The 17070-nt window shown below is 71.1% G+C and carries 17 protein-coding genes; 6 read left to right on the top strand and 11 right to left on the bottom strand.

What is annotated here, in order from left to right; genetic code table 11:
• Positions 1–8: 8 nt before the first annotated feature.
• Genes B7K24_RS03675 through B7K24_RS03665 form a run of 3 tightly spaced genes read right to left on the bottom strand, consistent with a single transcriptional unit; the run spans position 9 to position 5305 of the window.
• Entirely contained in the window at positions 9–1430 is a 1422-nt protein-coding gene (locus B7K24_RS03675) for a M20/M25/M40 family metallo-hydrolase (RefSeq protein WP_084128786.1), read from the bottom strand.
• On the bottom strand, positions 1427–2965 hold the full coding sequence (locus B7K24_RS03670; protein WP_084128785.1) for an MFS transporter: 1539 nt from the start codon (positions 2963–2965) through the stop codon (positions 1427–1429). Before B7K24_RS03670 ends, B7K24_RS03675 begins: the two co-directional genes overlap by 4 nt.
• 36 nt (positions 2966–3001) lie before the next feature.
• Positions 3002–5305: a sodium-translocating pyrophosphatase gene (locus tag B7K24_RS03665; RefSeq protein ID WP_084128783.1), complete on the bottom strand. Its 2304-nt coding sequence runs from the start codon at positions 5303–5305 to the stop codon at positions 3002–3004.
• A gap of 201 nt (positions 5306–5506) precedes the next feature.
• On the opposite strand from B7K24_RS03665, the gene B7K24_RS03660 reads away from it, so the two are divergent.
• Together B7K24_RS03660 and B7K24_RS03655 are read left to right on the top strand one after the other, a co-directional pair.
• Positions 5507–6046: a sigma-70 family RNA polymerase sigma factor gene (locus tag B7K24_RS03660; protein ID WP_084128782.1), complete on the top strand. Its 540-nt coding sequence runs from the start codon at positions 5507–5509 to the stop codon at positions 6044–6046.
• Entirely contained in the window at positions 6043–7995 is a 1953-nt protein-coding gene (locus B7K24_RS03655) for a hypothetical protein (protein ID WP_084128780.1), read from the top strand. Before B7K24_RS03660 ends, B7K24_RS03655 begins: the two co-directional genes overlap by 4 nt.
• On the opposite strand, the gene B7K24_RS03650 is transcribed toward B7K24_RS03655, so the two are convergent.
• Positions 7982–8368: a VOC family protein gene (locus tag B7K24_RS03650; RefSeq protein ID WP_084128779.1), complete on the bottom strand. Its 387-nt coding sequence runs from the start codon at positions 8366–8368 to the stop codon at positions 7982–7984. The two genes, B7K24_RS03655 and B7K24_RS03650, sit on opposite strands and share 14 nt — an antisense overlap.
• 169 nt (positions 8369–8537) lie before the next feature.
• Here B7K24_RS03650 and B7K24_RS03645 point away from each other — a divergent pair, with 169 nt between their 5' ends.
• Together B7K24_RS03645 and B7K24_RS03640 are read left to right on the top strand one after the other, a co-directional pair.
• Positions 8538–8789: a DUF4242 domain-containing protein gene (locus tag B7K24_RS03645; RefSeq protein ID WP_084128777.1), complete on the top strand. Its 252-nt coding sequence runs from the start codon at positions 8538–8540 to the stop codon at positions 8787–8789.
• Between the two features lie 16 nt (positions 8790–8805).
• On the top strand, positions 8806–11379 hold the full coding sequence (locus B7K24_RS03640) for an AAA family ATPase (protein WP_084128776.1): 2574 nt from the start codon (positions 8806–8808) through the stop codon (positions 11377–11379).
• 7 nt (positions 11380–11386) lie between these two features.
• Here B7K24_RS03640 and B7K24_RS03635 read toward each other — a convergent pair whose 3' ends face one another.
• The 5 genes from B7K24_RS03635 to B7K24_RS03615 form a co-directional block, all read right to left on the bottom strand.
• A complete protein-coding gene (locus tag B7K24_RS03635) occupies positions 11387–11785 on the bottom strand; it encodes a hypothetical protein (protein ID WP_200808267.1) in 399 nt (132 codons plus the stop codon).
• A complete protein-coding gene (locus tag B7K24_RS03630) occupies positions 11782–12078 on the bottom strand; it encodes a hypothetical protein (RefSeq protein WP_144268101.1) in 297 nt (98 codons plus the stop codon). The genes B7K24_RS03635 and B7K24_RS03630 overlap by 4 nt, the downstream gene beginning before the upstream one ends.
• Before the next feature lie 26 nt (positions 12079–12104).
• Positions 12105–12272 carry a DUF4244 domain-containing protein gene (locus B7K24_RS03625; RefSeq protein WP_084128773.1) on the bottom strand — a complete coding sequence of 56 codons (168 nt, stop codon included), beginning with the start codon at positions 12270–12272 and terminating at the stop codon, positions 12105–12107.
• 129 nt (positions 12273–12401) lie between these two features.
• On the bottom strand, positions 12402–13370 hold the full coding sequence (locus B7K24_RS03620; protein WP_084128772.1) for a hypothetical protein: 969 nt from the start codon (positions 13368–13370) through the stop codon (positions 12402–12404).
• Entirely contained in the window at positions 13351–14400 is a 1050-nt protein-coding gene (locus B7K24_RS03615; protein ID WP_234986535.1) for a TadA family conjugal transfer-associated ATPase, read from the bottom strand. The genes B7K24_RS03620 and B7K24_RS03615 overlap by 20 nt, the downstream gene beginning before the upstream one ends.
• Positions 14401–14549: 149 nt before the next feature.
• Between B7K24_RS03615 and B7K24_RS03610 the strand changes: the two genes are divergently transcribed.
• Positions 14550–15347, top strand: coding sequence for an HAD family phosphatase (locus B7K24_RS03610; protein ID WP_084128770.1), 798 nt, complete (start codon positions 14550–14552; stop codon positions 15345–15347).
• Between the two features lie 232 nt (positions 15348–15579).
• A complete protein-coding gene (locus B7K24_RS03605) occupies positions 15580–16515 on the top strand; it encodes a hypothetical protein (protein WP_084128768.1) in 936 nt (311 codons plus the stop codon).
• A gap of 24 nt (positions 16516–16539) precedes the next feature.
• Here B7K24_RS03605 and B7K24_RS03600 read toward each other — a convergent pair whose 3' ends face one another.
• Both B7K24_RS03600 and B7K24_RS13385 read right to left on the bottom strand, forming a co-directional pair.
• The gene (locus B7K24_RS03600; RefSeq protein ID WP_084128767.1) at positions 16540–16809 is read right to left on the bottom strand and encodes a hypothetical protein; all 270 of its coding nucleotides are present in this window, start codon (positions 16807–16809) and stop codon (positions 16540–16542) included.
• A gap of 54 nt (positions 16810–16863) precedes the next feature.
• Complete coding sequence (locus B7K24_RS13385) at positions 16864–17040, bottom strand: hypothetical protein (protein ID WP_159449131.1); 177 nt, start codon at positions 17038–17040, stop codon at positions 16864–16866.
• Positions 17041–17070 lie beyond the last annotated feature (30 nt).

Here is a 17070-nt window from a genome sequence, read left to right as displayed (position 1 = left end):
CGCCCAGGCTAGCCCGCGGCGGCGCCGCCCTTGGCGGCATCGGGCCCCAGCGCCGGGCCGGTCAGCAGCGCCCGGTAGAACTCCACGCCGCGGCCCAGCGACTCGATCGACACCTTCTCGTTGGGGCCGTGGATGGCCTCGCGATGCGCCTTGTCCATGAGCAGCGGCGAGAACCGGTACACCGCCGGCGCGATGCGGGCCACGTGGCGAGCGTCGGACGCAGCCATCATGACGTAGGGCACCACAACCGCCTCGGGATAGGACGCCGCCACGGCCGCACCCAGCGCCTCCCACCGCTCGTCGCCGGCCGTGGGCGAGACGGGAGAGGGCTCGGACGCCTCGACGATCTCCAAGGAGACGCGCTCATCGTCGATGGCCTCGCGCAGGTGTGCCACGGTGGCGGCCACCGAGGACCCCACGGCGATGCGGCAATTCAGTGTGGCGCGGGCCCGGGTGGCGAGCACGTTTTGCGCGGGGCTGCCCTCGAGCATCGTGATCGCGGCGGTGGTGCGCACCATGGCCGCAAGCTCCGGCCCCAGGCGAGGCATGAGGGTCGCGAGTGGCCCGCGCAGCTTCCCCGCGCGGCCGAGGACGGACCCGAGCGGGAACCTCAGCGACGGCGCGAGCCCCTCGAACATCTCCACCGAGAGGTCGTGCAACGACGACGGGAACGGCGCGGACTCCACGTTGACGAGTGCGGCGGCCAGAATCCCCGGCGCCGACTCGCGCGGCGGGGTCGAGGCATGGCCTCCGAGCGACTCGACTACCAGGTCGATGGTCGCGATGCCCTTCTCCGAGGCGCCGATGACCGCAGCGGGGCCGCTCATTCCGGGGAAGGCCCCCGTCGCGACGGCGCCGCCCTCGTCGAGTACGAGCCACGGCTCGATGCCGCGCTCCTCGAGCAGCGCGGCGGCCGCGACCGCCGAGGGACCGTGCTGCTCCTCGTCGGCGCCGAACAGCAGGTAGACGTCACGCGCGGGCGTCCACCCGGACTCGAGGAGCTCCTCGAGCGCGTCCATCAGCACCACGAGCGCGCCCTTGTCGTCGAGCGTGCCGCGGCCGTGGACATAGCCCGCGTCGATGGCGCCGTCGAACGGCGGGTGCTCCCAGCCCTCGGCCTCCCAGTCGTCGGGGACGGGCACCACGTCCTGGTGGGCCATGAGCATGACGGGACGCTCGGGGGTGGCACCGGGCACGCGCAGCAGCAGGCCGGCGCGGCCCACCGAGTCGACCTCGGCCGCGGCAAACACGCGCGGGTAGCACTCCTCCATCGCCGAGCGGTGGGCGGCGAACACCTGCGCAACCTCGGGGCTCAGGGGCGCGTCGCCGGGCGGGCAGACGGTGGGGATCCGCACCAGGGCCTGCAGGTGGGCGGCGGCGCTGAGCGCGCGCTCGCTCGCGTGGGCGGCCGATGCCTCGTTCCTCTTCATCGGGTCTCCTCGCCTTCGTGGGGGGTCGGCTTGGGGTCACGCTCGGCGGCGGTGCGCACCCCATCGGGCAGGGCATCGGCCGCCGGCAGTCCGTCGCCCGCGGCGCGAGTGGCATCGTTGGCCTGGAAGGCCACCTTCGGCACCGCGAAGAGCACGAGGAGGGCGACGATGGCCGTGCCGCCGCAGATGGCCCACACGGTCATGTAACCCGACAGCGACCCTGCGCCGGATTCCTCGCCCGAGCTGGTCGCGACGGCGCCCGAGGCGAGCGCGATCGCGAACGCGGACGAGGCGAACGAGCCGCCGATGGTCTTGGTGGTGTTAGTCAGACCCGTGGCGATACCGGTCTGGTGGGGAGGCGCCGCAGCGGCCGCGGCGGCGGGAAGCGCGGCCACGAGGGCTCCGGAGCCCAGTCCCGCCACCATCATGCAGGCGAGCACCTGCACAAAGTTGGCGTGCAGCGGGATGAGGGCGAGGTAGCCGGCGGCCACCAGACCCGAGGCCCCGATGAGCACGAACCGAGGCGACCACACCGCCGAGGCCTTGGAGAAGATCGCGGCGCCGATGAGCAGCGACACCACGTACGCGCCGATCAGGTACGACGCGGTCGCCGAGTCGAGCCCCAGGCCGTAGCCCACCTCGCCCGGGTCGGTCCGCGCGAAGGTCGACAGTGGGCCCTGCGCGCCCAGCACCGAGACGCCGAACAGGGCCGAGGTCAGGATCACGGGCCACACGGTGGGCAGGCGGAGCATCGTCATGTCGACGAGCGGGTCGTCGGAGCGCTCCTCGACCTTGACGAACACCCACAGCAGCGCGAGTCCGATCGCGACCATGACGATGACCCATGCGTTGATGCCGTTGAAGCGCACCAGGGACAGGCCGCCGGTGATCGCGAGCAGCGCGAGGGTCAGCACGGTGGTGCCGCGCGTGTCGATGGTGCCGCCGGCACGCACGCCGGGGTCGGGCACCTTCACGATGACCACCACGAGTGCGATCGTCACCAACACCGCGGGCACCAAGAGCGTTGCCCACAGCGGCAGCATCACGCCGAGCTGGCCGCCCAGCAGCGCACCTGCGATCGCACCCGCCTGGAGCGCGACGACGATGATGCCCGCGCCGCGGCGGGTGAGTGCCGCGCCGTCGGGGAGGTCTCGGGCGCGCGAGTGGATGATCGACACGTTCATGGGAAGCCACACCACGTAGAAGCCCTGGATGGCCCACGCCACCAGGAACACCGCAAACGACGCGGAGAACGCGATGGCATAGGACGCGAGCATCGTCACAATGAGCGATCCGATGAGCACCTTGCGGTGGCCGATCATGTCGCCCAGGCGCGCGAGCACGGGCACCACGATGGCGCTCAGCAGCAGCTGCGTGGCCTCAAGCCAGTTGATGTCCGCGTCGTGGATGGCGAGCTTGTCCGCGATGTCGCTGAACAGCGGCGTGTAGAAGCCCTGAATGACACCCGAGGTGGCCTCGACCACCACGAGCGCCCCGACGATCCCGCCGGCAAGACGAACCCTGTTTCCCCTCATACGCGGATCATGCCAGGACCAGATGTCGGCGACGTGTCACGGCGTGGGCGAACCCTCGCGCGCCACCTCGGGCTCGGAGGCTTCCTCCTCGATCCCGCCCGCGTGCGAGCGGATCGAGGCCCGCGCCACGGCCGTCACCGCAATGGCGGCGGCGACGCCCGCGATGACCCAGCGCAGCCACCCGGCCGCGTCGCCGTACATCAGCGCCACGACCGCGGGCGCGATCAGCAGCGCCACGAGGTTCATCACCTTGATGAGCGGGTTAATCGCAGGCCCGGCGGTGTCCTTGAACGGGTCACCGATGGTGTCGCCGATGACCGTGGCCTCGTGGGCCGGCGAGTTCTTGCCGCCGTGGTGGCCGTCCTCGACGATCTTCTTCGCGTTGTCCCAACTACCGCCGGAGTTGGCGAGGAACACCGCCATCAGCACGCCCGTGCCGATCGCGCCGCCCAGGAACCCCGCGAGCGCACCCGGGCCGAGGGCGAAGCCCACGAAGATCGGCGCCATCGCCGCGAGCAGCCCCGGCGTCGCGAGCTCACGCAGCGAGTCGCGCGTGCAGATGTCCACGACGCGGCCGTATTCGGGACGGGTGTGGCCGGTCATGATGCCGGGCATCTCGCGGAACTGGCGGCGCACCTCCAGCACGATCGCTCCGGCCGCGCGCGTCACCGCATCTATCGCAAGTCCCGAGAAGAGGAACACCGTCGCCCCGCCGATGATCACGCCCACGAGCGTCAGCGGGTGGATGATCGCGTAGGAGAAGTCGGCGGCCGTCGCCGCCGCGTCCTCGAGTGCGTGGGTGACGGCCTCGCTGTAGGAACCGAACAGGGCGGTCGCGGCGAGCACCGCCGTCGCGATGGCGATGCCCTTGGTGACGGCCTTGGTGGTGTTGCCCACGGCGTCCAGGTCGGTGAGGATCTGCGCGGCCTCCTCGTCGACGTCGCCGGACATCTCGGCGATGCCCTGGGCGTTGTCGCTGACCGGCCCGAACGTGTCCATGGCCACGATCACGCCCACCGTGGTGAGCAGACCGCAGCCCGCGAGCGCCACCAGGAACAGCGCCAGCGCCACCGAGCCGCCGGCGACAAAGAACAGGATCACGATGGCGCCGGCGATCACGGTCGCGGTGTAGACCGCGGACTCGAGCCCCACGCCGATGCCCGAGAGCACCACGGTCGCCGCACCCGTGCGGGACGTCGCCGCAACGCGGCGCGTGGGCTTGGCGCCCACGTCGGTGAAGAACCCGGTGATCCACAGGATGAGGCCCGCCAGCCCAATGCCGACGAACACCGCGACCGTCGCGATGAGGCGCGGGTCGCCGGACTCGGACTCGATCGACGCGCCCGTGAACTCCGAGAACGAACCGGGCAGGTACACGTACGCGGCGATCGCGGACAGCACCGCGCCGATCGCCGCGGCCGCGTAGAAGCCGCGGTTAATCGCCGCCAGGCCGGACTCGCCGCGCTTGACGCGCGTGATGAACACGCCGATCGCGGCCACGACCGCGCCGACAGCGGTCACGATGAGCGGGAACACGAGACCCTGCTCCCCCATCGCCGCCTTACCCAGGATCAGCGCGGCGACGAGCGTGACCGCGTAGGACTCGAACAGGTCCGCGGCCATGCCGGCGCAGTCGCCCACGTTATCGCCCACGTTGTCGGCGATGGTCGCGGCGTTGCGCGGGTCGTCCTCGGGGATGTGCTGCTCGACCTTGCCCACGAGGTCGGCGCCCACGTCGGCGGCCTTGGTGAAGATGCCGCCGCCCACGCGCATGAACATCGCCAGCAGCGCCGCTCCGAAGCCAAAGCCCTCCAGCACCGCGGCCGCGTCGCCGCGGAAGATCAGCACCACCGCGGCGGCACCGACCAAGCCGAGCCCCACCACGGACATGCCCACGGCTCCGCCGGTGCGGAACGCGATGCGCGCCCCCGCGGCGCGCCCGTCGGGCCCCGTCGACGCGGCCGCCACGCGCACGTTGGCGCGCACCGCGAGCCACATGCCCATGTAACCGATCGCGGCGGAGAATCCCGCACCCAGCAGGAAGAACAACGACCGCCCCACCCGCACCCCGGCGTCGCCGGGAAGCAGGAACAGCAGGCAGAACACGATCGCGGCGAACAGCACGAGCGTGCGCATCTGGCGCGTCAGGTACGCGGACGCCCCCTCCTGAACCGCCCCCGCGATGTCGCGCATGCGTTCAGTGCCGTCGCGTTCGCGCAGCACCTGTTGGCGCAGCACATAACTGAAGATGAGGGAGACCACCGCGATGGCGGCGATCACGCCGACGATGACCAGGTTCGAGGAGCCAACCTCGACCTCGGTGCCTGTCACAGTGCGCATACGTCCTCCTTGACGAACGCTCACGGGGTCCACCACGCTGTGGACCCACCGGGCTGCTTGCCACTCTAGGGGAAGCCTGCAACCCAGGCCGGGAACCCGGCGACGTGGGGCGACAAGCCAGCCACGGCATCGGCCGCCCCAACGTTTTGACGGACCTGTCCGTCGACACTGTGAACCGACAGCCTGTGAGCGGAGGACGTCATGGCCCTGTGGCGGGACACGATGGAGCAGCTGGTGCGCGACCGTGAACGCGCACTGCTGTCGTACGCCTATCTGGTGTGCGGCGACCCGGTGCAGGCGCAGGACCTGGTGCAGGACGCGCTGGTCAGGACGTTCTCGCGGGAGCGTCCGGGCCTCACGTCGCTGAAGGCGGAGGCGTATGTGCGTCGAGCGATTACCTCGACGTATGTCGACGGCTATCGCCGTCAGCAGCGCTGGCAGCGGGTGCAGCACCTGTTCAAGGCCGATGCGGTGGTTCCGGACCGCTTTGGCCAGGTCGAGGCGGGCTCCGACGTGGCCGATGCGCTGGCGACCCTGCCGCCACGCGTCCGGGCCTGCGTGGTGCTGCGGTTCTTTGACGACCTCACCGTGCCGCAGATTGCGCGCCAGCTTGGCCTGGCCGGCGGCACCGTGAAGCGCTACCTCAGCGATGGGCTGGGGCAGCTGGAGTTGGCCCTCGGGCCACTCGAGGACGCGGCGGTCGCGGATGGCGCGACCGCCGAGGAAAGGAACGCGCGATGAAGCTCTCGGATGCACTGCGCGGGGCGGCGGACACCGCACCCGTGGACGGCGTGACAGTCTCGACGGCCGATGCGTCACGCAAGGTGGCGCGCCGGCGCGCCTTGCGGACGGGCTCCAACGGCGTGGTCGCCGTGGGTGCGGTTGCGATCCTGGGCGTGGGCCTGATCGGGCCCTCCTTTGCCTCCGCTGGCGACGAGGACCGGTTTGCCGCGGGCGACATGGCGACCGAGGAGTCAGCACCCGCGATGGGGGGTGACGCCTCGGGCGGAGCGGCATCCGGCGAAGCGGCCGACGGCTACGCGGGAGGCTCGATGCTGGCCTCGCCGTGGATGTGCGGCGCGGACTTCTCGGCATCGGACCCCGCGTGGGAGTACGGCGACGCGTCCGGCGTGGAGTTCTCCGTGGGCTCGCTAGAGGCGGCCGACGGCGGCTACGAGATCGAGCGGACCCTCACCGCCTCGCGTCCCGTCGACCTCGTCACTGGTGGCGACTACGTGGTGACGTGGGACGGCATTATCGTCGGCTCGTACATCGAGCCCGACCCCGTGATCTACGGCCCCGCCGACGAGCCGTCGCTGCCCGCGGGCGAGGTGTACGAGCGGCTCGACCCCGCGACTGAGTTCTCCTCGCTGCAGTCGTGGCAGACCATCACGGCGGTCAACTGCTGGGACGGCGCCCCGCTGCCGGCAGGCGACTACGAGGTTCACCTCGCGCAGACCCTCGCGTATCCGGTGGTCGAAGTAGACGAGCCTGCGACGGATCCCGCGCCTTCCGCTGAGCCGAGCAACGTGCCGAGTGCCGTGCCAAGCGATATGCCCACGGAGGAGTCGGAGGTGACCGATCCTCCCGTCACCGACATGCCCGAAATCTTCCGCGTGGCGGCAGACCCGATCGCCCTGACGATCGAGGGCGAGCGCGTCGACGACCCGTTCGGCGCCTACCTGGGCACCGCCGAGCCCGAGCCGCTGCCGGAGCCGACCGGCACCATCGAGCCGGACCCTGTCGACCCTGGCGAGCCCGGCACGCCGGTCGAGCCCACCGAGCCCAAGCCCGACCCACTGCCCACCGAGCCGACGGATCGCTTCGGTTCGAAGGCGCTGACGCCCGACGTCGCCCGTCAGATGTTCGAGTCCGCGGCCACCGACGACTCCTGGGACATGGCCGCCGGCAGTTACCGCTGGATCATGAACGACGGAACCTCGGGCGTGTACCGCTACTACGGCTGTGCGTGGGGAGGCGGCGACGGGTCGACGTTCCCCGAGAGCACCTCCACCATGGAGCTGCTTGACGTCGACGTGACCGCGCCGTCGTCGCTGTCGGTGAGCTACGGCTTTGTGGTCGACGGCAACCCCGAAGTCGCCGCGACCGTCACCAATACCTCGGATTACGCGATCACGAACTTCTGGGCCACGCAGCCGCAGCTATACCTCGTGCGCGACGGGCGCATCGTCGCCGAGGCCTACCCGCAGTCGATCGATCGCAGCGGCGACATGGTGATCATGCGAGAGGAGGCGGACATGGCAGCCGATGCCGTCGCTCCCGACGGCGCCGAGATGCTCATTGCCCCCGCGCCCGAGTCCGGTGCGTTGGCTCCCGACGCTTCGGTCTCCGGCACCTACCTGTGGCGGGACGTGACGCGCTGCGACGGTGGCGCCGGCGGTGTGGAGGCGGGCACCTACACGCTCCTCGCCTCGACCAGCCTGAACGTCTCGGACTACGACGCGATGTACTACGAGGATGGAACTGTCGACGACTCCGGGCTCCTCACGCCGCAGGTCGAGCCATTGGTACCGAAGTCCGATGCTCTGTCGGGCAACGGGTCCTCGTCGAGCATGAGTTCCGCCGGTGACGAGCCTGCGGTGCTCCCCGCACCCGCGCTCGACGTCAGCGAGAGCGCGTGGATCGACCTCCAACGATGGACGTCGCTGGGCACCATTACGGTCCGGTGACGGCCTCCGGGAACGCCCACACGCCCAGCTCGTTGCCGCTGACGTCCTCGAAATGCAGGCGGAAGCCTCCGGGAAACTCGAAGATATCCCTCGTCAGGGTGCCGCCAGCGGCAAGAATCGCGTCTCGTGACGCGTTGAGGTCTCGCGAGAACAGCACAGCAAGAAGCGTGCCGTCGGCGACCTCGCCCACCCGAGTAAGCCCGCCGGCCTCACGGCCGTCTGGCGTCACAATGCCTCGGTACCCGGGCCCGTACTCGGTGAAACGCCAACCGAAGGCGTCGCGGTAGAACCGTTCCGCCGCGTCGATGTCGAGCGCAGGAATCTCGATGTAGTCGAAGCCGTGATGAACATGGATGGAGTCACGATCTGCCATGACCGCATGCTGGCCATGCCCTTGGACCCCGTCAAGAGCCGCGTGACCAGGTGCACAGGCCAACATATTCCGGAAACATGGGTGAACTCACCGATGTGTGAGCGTGGCGGGCGTACTGGACTGGTGGTGCACGGTCACCCGGGCCGGGCACCACACGAAAGGCAAAGTCATGGCTCTCTTCATGGATGTGCACCACCTCGACGGATCGGTCAGCATGGCGGACGTGGCACAGGCGCACGCCGCCGACCTTGAGAAGCAGTCGGACCACGGCGTCCACTACCTGCGGTACTGGGTCGACGAGCCGGCAGGCAAGATCTTCTGCCTGGTCGACGCACCCGATGCGGAGGCCGCCAACACTGTCCACCGCGAGGCCCACGGCCTGGTAGCGGACGAGATTCACCCCGTCACGGAGGGCGTCTGACCGCTTTAATGGTCAGATGATCGTCGAACGCGAGGATCACCTGACACAGCTCGCTTCCCTGCGGGAGGCGGCAACGAGGGGTGCGGGCGCGTTCGTCCTGGTGGCGGGAGAAGCGGGTCAGGGAAAGACCACGCTGGTGCGCGAGTTCCTCACACACGGGTACGAGGGGTGCCGGGTGCGTGTGGGAGGCGCGGACAACGTCACGACGGCGGACGCGCTCGCCGCGTTCCAGGAGGCCGTGCCCGAGATCGCCGACGACGTGGCCGCCGTGCAGGCCGGGGCACTGAGCCGCTACACGCTTCACACGCGACTGCGGGCCACCCTCACCCGCGAGCCCACCGCAATGGTGCTCGAAGACATGCACTGGGCGGACGACGCGACCCTCAATGCCCTGCAGTTTTTAGGCCGACGGAGCGAGACGGCACCGCTGATGGTGATCGCCACCTTCCGCCCGGACGACATCGGCCCTAGCCATCCGCTCACTCAACTCCTCGATGAGGCGGCTCGGTGGCCGCACACCACTCGGATCGACGTCCCGGCGCTCACCGTCGACGGCGTCGCCACTCTTGTGGCGCACGCGCGCTCCGTCACCGACGCCGCGACGCTGCACGCCCGCACCGCGGGCAATGCGTTCTACGTGACGGAGGTGCTCGCTACCAGCGGTTCCACGCTGCCCACCGGTGTGGCCGATGCCGTGCGCGCCCGACTTGCACGGCTCTCCCCCGACGCGCGGGTCGCCGCGGAGGCGGCCGCGGTCGTGGGGGACAGCGCTCCCGCGGACCTCATGGCCGCCGTGGCGGGCTGCTCCCTCGACGCCATCGACGAGTGCGTAGAGCGAGGAATGCTCGTCGTGCGCGACTCTGGGGTCGCGTACCGGCACGAGCTGGCGCGAGAGGCCGTCGAGGCCGCGGTCACGGCCCCTCAGGCGCGTCGCCTGCACCGCGCCGCGCTCACGGAGGTCCAGCGACGCACCCCCGAGGATCACCGACGGATCGCGCACCACGCTGCACAGTGTGGCGAGGCCACCGTCGCCGCACACCACGCGGCCATCGCGGGACGGCACCTGGCCGCGCTGGGAGCCCACCGCGAGGCGGCCACGCAATTGCGTGCCGCGCTACGGCACGGGCCACCGGCCAACGACCGCGCGGGCCTTTACGTCGAGCTCTCACACGAGTGCTACCTCACCGACCAGCTCTTGGAGGCGCTGACCGCGCGCCATCATGCACTCGAGTTCCATGCGGCGGCAAACGAGGCCATGGAGGTCGGCGACGACCAGCGGTGGCTATCACGGCTGTCCTGGTTTCTGGGTCGCGGGGCAGATGCGGAACGCTTCGCCCAGGACGCCTGCCACACCCTCGAACCCCTGGGGCCGTCGGTACCGCTGGCGGCGGCGTGGAGCAACCTGTCGCAGCTGCGGATGCTCGCGGACGACACCGAGGAGGCGGTGCGGTGGGGCGAGCAGGCCATCGCGCTCGCGAGCGAGCTGGGCGAGGACGAGATCCGGATCCACGCGCTCAACAACGTGGGCTCGGCCATGGCCGTCTCGACATACGAGCCCGCGGGTGTTGCCCGGCTGCGCCAAAGCCTCGATGGGGCCCTCTTGGCGGGCTTCGAGGAACACGCGGCACGGGCCCAGACCAATCTGGGCTCGGCGGCGCTGAGGCACCGCAAGCTACCCGACGCCCTGGCACAACTGGAGGCCGGGATCGACTACACCGAAGCCCACGACCTGGACTCGTGGACCCGGTACATGAAGGCGCTGCGGGCCGACGCCCTGGTGCATGTGGGACGGCTCGACGAGGCTCTCGGCGTCGCTCACGAGGTACTGGGACCCCAGGGCGTGTCCCCCATCTCGACCATTCCCGCGGCATGCGCCGCGGCGAGGGCGACGATGCTGCGCGGTGACGATCCGCAGTCATACCTTGCGCTGGCGCAGCGGCTCGCGGCGGAAACAGGCGAGATCCAGCGCATCGGCCCGGTGGCCTGCGCGGCCGCGGAGTATGCGTGGCTGGATGGCCGCGTCCACGACATCGCGGCAGCCACCGATCTCGCCTGGGAGCTCGCTCAGGGCGCACCGGATCCTTGGCTGCTGGGCGAGCTCGCGTGGTGGCGTCACCTTGCCAGCCTGGCGGCCACGGTGGAGCTCTCCTCCCTCGCGCCCCCGTTCGCTTGCATGCTTGCCGGGGACGGTGAGAGCGCGGCGCGGGAATGGAGCAACGTGGGCGACCCCATCTGGGCCGCCTATGGCGCCGCGGCCGGACCTCACGGAGCCATGGCGCACCGCGCCATCGCGGCCGCGGTCGCCGCCGGCGCAAGCGCAGTGGCGGCTGCTCTCGGGCGCGAGCGCGCGCGACGCGGTGGGAACGGCCCGTCGTCGGACCACGCCGGGGTGGGCCTGACGCCACGCGAGGGGGAGGTGCTGCAGTTGCTGGCCGCGGGGCTGTCCACGCCCGATATCGCCAGGGAGTTGGTGCTGTCGCGCCGGACCGTGGAGCACCACGTGTCGGCGGTGCTGCAGAAGCTTGGCGAGCCGACCCGGGCGCGAGCGGTCGCCGCTGCCGTCCACCGTGGCCTGGTCGACCGCGGGTAAGGTCCCATTAGCCTCCGCCGACAAACGCGGGCCCCGCCGCCGCCGAGGCCGACCGGCGAGCCACCCCCTCACCCGCCGTCACCGTGACGGTGACCACGGCACCGTCGGCGCGGCACGCGGTGACGACGGCCCCGTTGCGACGGGCGGCCTCGCCGGCGGCCGAGCATCCCGGCCCGGACGCGTCGCGACCAGCCGCGGCCGCCTCCCGCGCCGCGAGTGCTCCGGCGAGCGCGGCCATGTCGGCTCCCGTCCTCGCGCGAGACGCAGCCATCAGGGTGGTCGCCGCGGCCAGCCCCAGCGCCAGGACGACGACCATCGCCACCACGATGCCGACCATGAGCACCGTCGCGGCACCCTCGTCGCGCGACGCCCTCGCTCGCGCAACCGCGTGACGGTCGACTGTCACCGTTCTTCCCTCGCCACCGCGCGGGCCACCACGTCCGGTAGCCACGCCGGACCGTCGGCCGTGACGGTCGCCGTCACCCACGCACCGTCGGACGCGAGGCCGAGGGTGGCGTCGGTCATCCGGGAGCCGAAGGCGGAGCGCGCGGCGACCTCCCCCTCGACGGCTGCCGTGCGCGCGGCCGCCGAGGCCGCATCGGCCGCGCTCAGGTGCGCCATCGCCCACGCGAGCGCTCCCAGCATGAGGGCGAGCACGAGCACGGCGGCCGGGAGCACGAGGGCCAGCTCGGCCGTCACGGACCCCCGGTCGCCGCGCCCGCGGATCATCCGAAGGCCGACCTGATGACGCCCAGCAGCAACTCGCGCACCTCGTCGGAGCGAATGATCGCGATGAGCAGGCCCGCGAATGCCGCCGCCGCGACCGTGACGAGCGCGTACTCGGTGGTCGCCATGCCGTCGTCCTCGCGCCACAGCCTCTCGAAGCGCCTCATGATCCTCCCTTCCGCGAAGGACCGTCCTCCGCTGTCTCCACGGTGCGCGTCGTTCCGCCGCCGGGGAGGCGCCCACGCCACATCTGGGGAGGCTGCCCGCAGGAGCGGTGAGGCTGGGGACGACGGCGCTCATACGACCGTTCCGAGGTCGACCGACGCGACCACCGCGACGATGAGTGGCACCACGCCAACCAAGATGAAGGCGGGCAGCAGGCACAGTGTGAGTGGCAGCGCGAGGGTCACCGACAGTTCAGCCGCCGCCTTCTGGCCCGCGCGCTTGTCCTCGCGCACCGCCTGGTCGATCGCGGCCGCGAGCGCGGGGCCGGCCGATGCCCCGGCCAGGTGGGCGGCCTGGAGCGCCTGACGCACGGCACCGGCCAGGCCCTCGGCACCGGTCAGGTCCTCGGCATCGGCCCCCGACCACGCCTCGTCCCACGGCGCTCCGTGTGCGAGTTGCTCGCCCGTCGCGACGAGCGCCTCGCCGTCGGCGCCACCCAGCACCACCCCGATGCGCATGAGCGTGCCGGGCACGTCGATGCCGGCGGCGAGGACCGCGTCCACGAGCGCGAGCACGAGCGGAGCGGGCAGTTCCGTGCCGGGCGGCTCCGCGCGGGCGAGCAGGGCCCGCGTCCACCTCCGGCCGACCCACGTCAGCAGCCCCGCGCCCGCCAGCAGCATCCAGCCCAGGGGCGTCAGCGCGACAAGCCTCAGCGCGCCGGGGTCCAGAGCCGCCGCGAGCCCGAGCCCGGCCAGCGGCAGCCAGCCCAGCACGCGAGCGCTCATGCGGGGGCCGGCGAGGGCCGCCTCGCGCGCATCGGCCGCCTCCTCGCGCGCGTGGAGCACCGCGAGGACCCGGCGCAGCACCGCGGCGAGCGGCATTCCGCCCTCATCGGCGAGCGTCGCGGCGGCGGCGAGGGCTCGGGTGACCACGGCATCGGCCCCCGGCACCACGGGACGCCCCTCGTCGGTGACGCTCAGCCCGGCGAGCGGCCATGCTTGTGCCGCGGGCAAGCCGGATTCGAGCAGGGCGACCGCATTCGCGAGTGCGCGCGTGGGGGCCGGTGGGGGTCCGGCCCTGTTACGCCGCCACGGCCGCACGGCCGGCCTCCTCCATGCCCAGGCTCGCCGCGAGCGCACGCCACGCGGGCCCCGCCTCCCAGCCGCGCGCGCCATGCGAGCCCCGCGTGAGGGCCGGCACGGCGACCAGGTCACCCGTGCTCGAGCGCGCGAGCGTCGCCACCTGAGCGACCCTCCGCACGCCGGCGACGTCGCGCTCCACATGCACCACGGCATCGAAGGCGATCGCGGCCTGCAGCTCCACCGTGCGCTGGTCGAGGCCCGCGAGAGCACCGAGCGCTACGAGCCGCGCGGGTACATCCGCCGTCGAGTTGGCATGCAGCGTCGCGAACCCGCCCCGGTGGCCCGTATTAAACACGGAGAGCACCTCGCGCACCTCGGCGCCACGGCACTCCCCCAGCACCACACGATCGGGCCGCATCCGCATGGCCTCGCGTACCAGTGTGGACAGGCCGACCGCGCCCGAACCCTCGATATTCGCGCGCCTCTCGATCAACCGCACCACATGCGGATGGTCCGGCCGGAGCTCGCCGGCCTCCTCGATCACCAGGATCCGCTCGGCGGGGTCGACCAAGCTGAGCAGCGACGCCAGCAGGGTGGTCTTGCCCGACCCGGTCGCGCCGGTGACGAGCACGGACAGGTGCTGCGCCACCATCGCGCGCAGCACCCGCCCGAGCGAACCCGTCACCATGCCCGACGCGACCAGGTCATCCATGGCGAGCGCCCGCTGCCGCACCGTCCGGAGCGAGATAGCCGCACAGTCGGGCGACAGCGGTGGCAACACGGCATGCAGCCGAGTGCCGTCGGGCAGGCGCGCGTCCACCACGGGAGCCGCGTCGTCGAGCCGGCGTCCCCCCGCCCCTGCCATCCTCACCGCGAGCGCCCGTACTGCGGCGGCATCCGGCAGGTCGACACCCACCATCTGCAGGCCTCCTCCCCTATCGATCCACGCACGCCGGGGCTCCTGCACCAACACGTCCGTCACCCCCGGCAGCGCAAGCACCGGACCGAGCGGCCCGGCCCACTGCGGTGCGTCTCCCGACCCGTCCATACGGCGAGGCTGACACGGGAGCCGGCCACGGCATCGGCCGCTCGCCATATCGGTGGACACAGGCCGATCCCGCGGCGGGCCGGGGACGACGCTGCACCCTGGCCGGCTGTCCGCGGCCGCCGCTAGGCTGGGTCGAAACAGGAGGTTTCATGGCCCGCTCGACCCGCCGCCCGTCCGCGGCCTTCTTCGATCTGGACAAGACGATCATCGCGACCAGCTCGTCGATGGCGTTCTCACGGTCCTTTTACGAGGGAGGACTGGTCACGCGGGCCGATGCCCTGCGCACCGCCTATGCGCAGTTCCTGTTCCTGGTGGGCGCGGCGGACGAGCGCCAGACCAACCGTCTGCGCGACTCCCTGAGCGACCTGGTCAAGGGCTGGGAGGTCGCCAAGGTCACGCAGATCGTCAACGAGACGGTGCACGAGCACATTGACCCCGTGGTCTATGCCGAGGCGCTCGAACTCATCGACCGCCACCATGCGAATGGCCGCGACGTGGTGATCGTGTCCGCCTCGGTCCGCGACATCGTCGAGCCCATCGCGCAAATCCTGGGCGCGGACCACGTGATCGCCTCCGAGCTCAAGGTGAAGAAGGGCCACTACACGGGCGAGGTCAGCTACTACGCGTACGGCGAGGCGAAGGCCGATGCCATACGAGCGCTGGCCGAGGAGCAGGGCTACGACCTGCGTCGCAGCTACGCCTACTCCGACTCGATCACCGACGCTCCGATGCTTGACGCCGTGGGTCACGGCTTCACCGTCAACGCCGACCGCGCCATGCGCAAGGCCGCCATCGCTCATGGGTGGGGAAACCTGCGCTTCAAGCGTCCTGTCGAGCTGCGCGGACGCCCCTCGACGCGGTCGACGCTGACCGTCGCCCTTGCCATTGCGGCGGTCGTGGTGGGCGTGGCACTGATCGCGCGAGCGGGCAAAGACAACGAGGAGTAGCCCTCCCCGCACCTCCCGCACACCGTGGTCAACACCACACCAACGTTTTGTGAACGTCGTGCGTTATGAGAGTCAAGGAGAGTCCTAAGTGCCGCCTTCCGGGCGCGTGCCAGGGACGCGAGTGCCGTGAGGCGCGGCGTGCTCGAAACGGACACGCGCGGCACGTATCCTTGTGCCTCAACCCCACGATGGAGCAGCGGGCGCACGCATGCGCCGGGAGGAACGGGAGCCCATGCACAAGGGCCTGATGGTCGTCGGTGCGATCACGGTGGCAGGCGCCTCCGCGGCCGTGGGGTGGTTCGGCGTGAAGTGGCTCGTCTCGAGCGACGCGCCCTCGGCCGCTGCCCCCTCCGAGACCCCCGCCGGGGCGACCGTCGAGCTGGCGTATGACCTCGAGGACATCGAGTCCGCCGCCGACGGCCTGTTCACGCCGCCGGCCTGCGGCGAGACCTGGACCGCGGAGCCGCAGTCGGCCCACGGCATCATCCCGGTCGTCACCGTGGAGTCTGCCGATGGCGCCGCGGCCGCCCGGGTGGCCTTTACCTCCGAGGCCGAGGGCATCACCGCGTTCCTCGCTCAGCAAGGTCAGCTCATCGTGACGCGCGACGACGTGGTCGTCACCCCAGAGTGGGGCTCGGAGTTTGTGCCCGAGCTCATCATGACGGCCGGGGAGACTCCGTCCGCGCAGTCCGACTCCTACGCCATCACCGGCTCGTCGCTGTGCGATGTGGCCGACGAGATGTCCGCTCTGTGGGATGACTTCGACTGGGACAACGCCACGGACGAGGAGATCACCGAGCGCTACGAGGAGGTGGCGGCCTTCGAGTCGGAGCACGCCGAGCTCCCCGCCGGTGAGTACAAGGTCTACGCCTGGAGCCCCGTCATCCAGGGTGAGGCGGCCGCGATTGCGCGCGAGCTGACCGAAGAGGGCCTCACCGACCTCGCGCTCCTGCAGTACACGGCCGGATATTCGGCCATCGCAGGCGACGAGCGCATCGCACCCTATTGCGAGGAATCCGAGACGCCGGATGGGCAGACGGAACTGCTGTGCGACGTGCCGCAGGACGTGCTCACTGACGTGCTCACGCGCGACGTACCCGAGTCGTATGTCGTGGATGCCGCGCCCACCGTCGCCATCTCGGAGGCCTTCACCTTCACGGTGGAGTAGGGCGCTCCCGCGTCGCCCCGAGACTCACCCGGTCTTGCGCCGGAAGTCCTGGTGGCCGTGTGCGGCGCCGTTGTTACGCATGCCGCCGCCGGACGCGGCGTGACTGCCGGGGTGTTCCACCTGGCCGTCGTTGCCCACCCACTGCGCCATCGCGGACTGGGTGTCGCCACCCTCGATGGCTCGCATGAACTCCTGCGCCTCGTCGGCTCCTAGCGTCTTCGCCAACTTGCCGTGGTGGAAGATCACCACCTCGCCGCTCGCCCTCGTGCGGTAGTCATAGCCTTCTGCGCTCATCTGCCCATCGTCACACCGATCGCCCTCGGGCGCGCGGGGAAGATGGCCGATGCGTCAGCTGGGGTCGTCTTGGCCGTCCGTTTCGCGCGGCTCACCATCACCGTGGGGGACCTCTTCGCCCAGTGGGTTGGTCTGCACCGGCTGCTCATCGGGGTCGTGGCGCTTGTCCTGTTGCTCCACGACCTTGTCCTTCAGGCCGTCCGCATCCGCGTCGTTGTTCTTGTGGCTCATAGGGCGATCGTCGCACCGCGGCGGCCGGCG

Source organism: Demequina sp. NBRC 110055 (assembly GCF_002090135.1).
Classification (GTDB): domain Bacteria; phylum Actinomycetota; class Actinomycetes; order Actinomycetales; family Demequinaceae; genus Demequina.
The sequence above is the reverse complement of the archived record's forward strand: the minus strand, read 5'-3'. Positions and strand labels throughout refer to the sequence as shown.

What these genes read in the sequence shown, in the direction of transcription:
- B7K24_RS03675 (WP_084128786.1), bottom strand. Translation starts at nt 1,430, where the DNA reads ATGAAGAGGAACGAGGCATCGGCCGCCCACGCGAGCGAGCGCGCGCTC.
- B7K24_RS13385 (WP_159449131.1), bottom strand. Translation starts at nt 17,040, where the DNA reads ATGAGCCACAAGAACAACGACGCGGATGCGGACGGCCTGAAGGACAAG.
- B7K24_RS03665 (WP_084128783.1), bottom strand. Translation starts at nt 5,305, where the DNA reads ATGCGCACTGTGACAGGCACCGAGGTCGAGGTTGGCTCCTCGAACCTG.
- B7K24_RS03645 (WP_084128777.1), top strand. Translation starts at nt 8,538, where the DNA reads ATGGCTCTCTTCATGGATGTGCACCACCTCGACGGATCGGTCAGCATG.
- B7K24_RS03600 (WP_084128767.1), bottom strand. Translation starts at nt 16,809, where the DNA reads ATGAGCGCAGAAGGCTATGACTACCGCACGAGGGCGAGCGGCGAGGTG.
- B7K24_RS03640 (WP_084128776.1), top strand. Translation starts at nt 8,806, where the DNA reads ATGATCGTCGAACGCGAGGATCACCTGACACAGCTCGCTTCCCTGCGG.
- B7K24_RS03660 (WP_084128782.1), top strand. Translation starts at nt 5,507, where the DNA reads ATGGCCCTGTGGCGGGACACGATGGAGCAGCTGGTGCGCGACCGTGAA.
- B7K24_RS03610 (WP_084128770.1), top strand. Translation starts at nt 14,550, where the DNA reads ATGGCCCGCTCGACCCGCCGCCCGTCCGCGGCCTTCTTCGATCTGGAC.
- B7K24_RS03605 (WP_084128768.1), top strand. Translation starts at nt 15,580, where the DNA reads ATGCACAAGGGCCTGATGGTCGTCGGTGCGATCACGGTGGCAGGCGCC.
- B7K24_RS03670 (WP_084128785.1), bottom strand. Translation starts at nt 2,965, where the DNA reads ATGAGGGGAAACAGGGTTCGTCTTGCCGGCGGGATCGTCGGGGCGCTC.
- B7K24_RS03650 (WP_084128779.1), bottom strand. Translation starts at nt 8,368, where the DNA reads ATGGCAGATCGTGACTCCATCCATGTTCATCACGGCTTCGACTACATC.
- B7K24_RS03625 (WP_084128773.1), bottom strand. Translation starts at nt 12,272, where the DNA reads ATGAGGCGCTTCGAGAGGCTGTGGCGCGAGGACGACGGCATGGCGACC.
- B7K24_RS03615 (WP_234986535.1), bottom strand. Translation starts at nt 14,400, where the DNA reads ATGGACGGGTCGGGAGACGCACCGCAGTGGGCCGGGCCGCTCGGTCCG.
- B7K24_RS03655 (WP_084128780.1), top strand. Translation starts at nt 6,043, where the DNA reads ATGAAGCTCTCGGATGCACTGCGCGGGGCGGCGGACACCGCACCCGTG.